The sequence below is a fragment of the Streptomyces sp. NRRL B-24572 genome, from assembly GCF_002156145.1.
GTDB lineage: Bacteria > Actinomycetota > Actinomycetes > Streptomycetales > Streptomycetaceae > Streptomyces > Streptomyces vietnamensis.
On the sequence record NZ_MWIG01000710.1, the window covers coordinates 1 to 3675 of the forward strand.

5 protein-coding genes and 1 pseudogene are annotated in these 3675 nt (G+C 71.7%); 5 read left to right on the forward strand and 1 reads right to left on the reverse strand.

What is annotated here, in order from left to right:
• The 5 genes from CCN56_RS34160 to CCN56_RS34180 all read left to right on the forward strand — a co-directional run.
• On the forward strand, positions 1-375 hold a 375-nt coding region (locus CCN56_RS34160; protein WP_256962326.1), incomplete at its 5' end, for a hypothetical protein.
• Positions 372-1172 carry a DUF317 domain-containing protein gene (locus CCN56_RS34165; protein ID WP_086831704.1) on the forward strand — a complete coding sequence of 267 codons (801 nt, stop codon included), beginning with the start codon at positions 372-374 and terminating at the stop codon, positions 1170-1172. The genes CCN56_RS34160 and CCN56_RS34165, both read left to right, overlap by 4 nt.
• Positions 1173-1201: 29 nt before the next feature.
• Positions 1202-2029, forward strand: coding sequence for a DUF317 domain-containing protein (locus CCN56_RS34170; RefSeq protein ID WP_086831705.1), 828 nt, complete (start codon positions 1202-1204; stop codon positions 2027-2029).
• A gap of 90 nt (positions 2030-2119) precedes the next feature.
• Complete coding sequence (locus CCN56_RS43610; protein ID WP_086831706.1) at positions 2120-2650, forward strand: hypothetical protein; 531 nt, start codon at positions 2120-2122, stop codon at positions 2648-2650.
• Positions 2647-3399, forward strand: coding sequence for a DUF317 domain-containing protein (locus CCN56_RS34180; protein WP_086831707.1), 753 nt, complete (start codon positions 2647-2649; stop codon positions 3397-3399). Before CCN56_RS43610 ends, CCN56_RS34180 begins: the two co-directional genes overlap by 4 nt.
• A gap of 73 nt (positions 3400-3472) precedes the next feature.
• Here the strand turns inward: CCN56_RS34180 and CCN56_RS43615 are convergent.
• Positions 3473-3675, reverse strand: a pseudogene (locus tag CCN56_RS43615) (hypothetical protein); the annotation flags it as partial.

The following is a 3675-nucleotide window of genomic DNA, read 5'->3' on the forward strand; positions in this document are numbered from 1 at the left end:
CCCGCCCCCTACCCCGTGCGTCTGGCCGACGAGATCGCCCGGCAGCTCGGCCTGCTGACCGACCACCTCGCCCAGCTCCCTCCCCACGAAGCGGTGCAGGTCATCGCTCATGTACTCGACCCGGACGGCGGACTGCTCGACCGCGTCACCGGCCTCATGTCCGTCAGCAGCACATTCGCGAAGACGCAGGCCGAGCGGGGCGTCCTGCCGGCCGAGGTGTGGCTCGCTCTCGGCCGGGCCACCAACGAACTCGACGCCATCGGAGGAGACCTGGACGAACACTGCGAGCCCCTCCATCACATCAACAACCGGCCTGCCGCCCAGACGACAAAGCAGCCGTCCCCCGCTCCACTCGTCATCCGGCGGCACCGATGAAGAGGACCTGGCGGGGCTGGGGACCGGACGAGCAGGCCGAGCAGCACTACCTCGTTTACCCCCGCGGCCTCGCCGGCGGTGGTGACGTCCGGCACATCTCCGAGTTCCTGCGCGCCTCGGGCTGGCGCGACCACTCCAGGACCGGCGGCCCCCTGGCCATGGAGAGCCCGGACCGCACCGTCCGCATCTCTTACGACCCCTACGTCCAACCCGGCGGATGGATGATCCACGGTGCCGCGACCGGCCACAGCGCCGAGTGGGCGGCACGCCTGGGCCGGCAGACCCCGGTGGAGATCGTCGCCGGCCTCACCGACGCCCTCACCCGTCCGCGCTCCGCGCACGCCCCCAACGTCTGGGCGCCACTGCAGGAGCAGAACTGGCACACGCGCTTCGAGGGCGAGCACTACACCGCGACCAGCCCCGACGGCACTGCGTGGATGCAGTATCACCAGGGCCCCGAAGGCGAGGCGATGTGGTGGACCGGGGCGAAGGACCGGCAGGGCAACGGCTGGACCGCGAACTTCTCGCCGAGCACGCCGATGCACCTGGTGCAAGCCTTCTCGGCCGAACTCGCCAACCCCGACCCCGTGATGCGTCCGCGCGGACACGTTCCGCCGAGCGCGCAGATCCGCACCTGGTCGGTCTCCGTCAAGCCCTCCCAACTCAGCGCGTGGCAGCAGGCCCGGATCACGGCCGCCCGGGCCGCCACCTGGGCCCGTAACAGCGCCCGGAGTGCCCGGCCGCGCGCCACCGCCCGCCCTTACACCCCCGCCAGCGACGCCCGGACCCGCCGCTGACCCCGTTCTTAGCCAGATGGAGGACCACCGTGATCACCTGGCGTCAGCTCGACGCCTTCGCCAACGAGTACGCGAGCAAGCTCGGCTCGCGGGTCTCCCCGCGCTACCTCGCCGGCCCCGGCGACCCCCGGCACGTCACACACGCCCTGTGCGCCGCCGGCTGGAGCACGCCCTGCGACCCGCTGCACCCGGTCATCCGCATGCAGAGCCCCGACCAGCAGCACGAGCTGGTCTTCAAACCCTGCGCCCAGTACACGCGCAACTGGTGGACGGTGCACAGCGGATTCGGTCCCAGTAACTGGTACGCCGCGTTCAGCGGCTCCACGCCGGTGGAGATCGTCGCCGGGCTCACCGACACCCTCCTGCTCCCCAAGCCGGAGGAGACCGCCCGGGAAGACTTCGCGGCCATCCTCACCGAACGCGGCTGGGAGCACACCACCGATGAACTCGGCGGTCACCAGATCATGTCGCCCGACCGCACCGCGATGGTCGAGCAGCGGATCTCGCCCTCCATGGGCCGTTGCGGCTGGGAGATCGAGGTCGCCCGAAGCCACGGACCGCATGGGCCGGAGGGGCTGTTGTGGCGGGCCTCGTTGGACGTCCGAACGCCCGGCCATGTGCTCGGCGCCGTCGCGACCGCCCTGTCCGACCCGGCACCCGTGCCGCGCCCGCCCTTCGCCATCGACGAAAGCCCGCACCTGGCCGTGGGCCGGGAAATCGTGATCGGCGAACAGATCGTGACCGCGCACCAACAGCGTCTCGCCGAGGCTCGCCGGCACCGTCCCACCACGCCGCCGGCCGCGGCCAGGCCGGCGCCGAACCCACCCGTCGACGCGTCGCCCACACGCAGCCGCTGACCACCGCCTTCGACACAAGGAAACACCCTGACCACACCGTCCACCACCTTCCCTTCCGACCCGCACGCCCTCCTGCTGAGGCGGCTGGAGGTGTTCCTGATCGAGAGCGAGGCGATCCTCGCCGCCTGGGACGCCTACTCCGACGAGCACACCGACGCCGACGGCTGGCCGTACGACGAGGTGTCGTACGGCTGGCGCATGGTCCAGCGGGACTCCGAGACCTGGAGAGCGTTCCAGGAGGTCCGCCCCTCGGCCCGGGAGCTGCTCGCCACGGCCGCCGTCCAGCTCCAGCACATCAACGCCGATGACATCGAGCCCCGATGGGCGTGGCAGCTCGCCGAGCTCGCCCGCGCCCTGGAGAAGCTGGAGACGCTCCAGCGCGGGCATGCCGAAGTCCGCGAAGCCCGCCGGGACCTGCCGCCGGTGTCGCAGGAGGAGTTCGTCGACTCTCTTGCCGAGCGCAACGAGGAGGCGTGGGACTGCCTGGACACCTGGGCCACCCAGGGCCGGGCCCTCCTCGACATCCACGCCGTCGCCCTCAAGGCGCCGACACGGATCCTGGGTGCCGTACCGGCCCCGGCGGCGTCGCCGGTACGACGCCCGGCGGGGAGGCGCGGGTGAGCGTCAAGGTCGAGCAGGCACTCATCTCCCCCCGCTACCTCGCCGGCCCCGGCGACCCGGCCTGGGTCACCGCCGCCCTGCACGCCAGCGCCGGGTGGAGCCACGGCCACGACCCGCTCATGCCCCGGGTCATCCTGACCAGCCCTGACCAGAAGTCGATGCTCCGCCTCGAGCCCCATCCGAACGAGCCGTGGTGGCACCTCTCGCATCGCGACGGCCGCACCGGATCGGTCTGGAACGCCTCCTTCGACGGCGGGACGCCGGTCGAGCTGATCGCCTCGGTCACCGATACGCTCACCGACCCCGGCTACAACGCGCGGGCGATATCCGCTCCCTACCAGCCGCTGTGGGATGCCGGATGGGACTCCATTCGCAACGGTGAGTTCCGCTCGCCGGACGGCCGTGTGAGGGGCGAGCACTTCAATCTCTCCGGCAGCCGCAACTGGCGCATCACGGCCAGCCTCGACGAGGACGACCCCGTGTGGAAAGCCTGGTTCAGCAGCGGCACACCCCGAGTTCTCGTGGCCGCGTTCATGCAGGCGCTCGCCGACCCGGAGCCGGTACGCCGCTCGCACGAGCAGACCGTCGGTCTCTCCCGCCGAAGGATCACCCTGCACTGGCAGGAGTGGCCGGCCGAGAGTGTCGCACGGGCGCTGCCCGCGCGGATCGAACGCCTCGCTGTCCGCCGCACCAGCGCTCCCCCGCCTGCACCTCCCGTGCCGCCGTTGAGGTCCCGCCGCCTCCTCTGACGCTCCCGCGCCCGCCGAGGCCCGCACGTTCAAGGAACCACCGCTTGCGCTCGGCAAGAGAGTCGACGAACTCCTACTGCGACACCGACGGCAGGGCCCGGCGGGCTTCGCGGACGGCGGCATGCCCGCGCTGGAGCGGCTCCAGATTCTCCAGGGCGAGGGCGAGCTCGGCGAGCTGCCACGCCCATCGGGGCTCGATGTCATCGGCGTTGATGTGCTGGAGCTGGACGGCGGCCGTGGCGAGCAGCTCCCGGGCCGAGGGGCGGACCTCCTGGA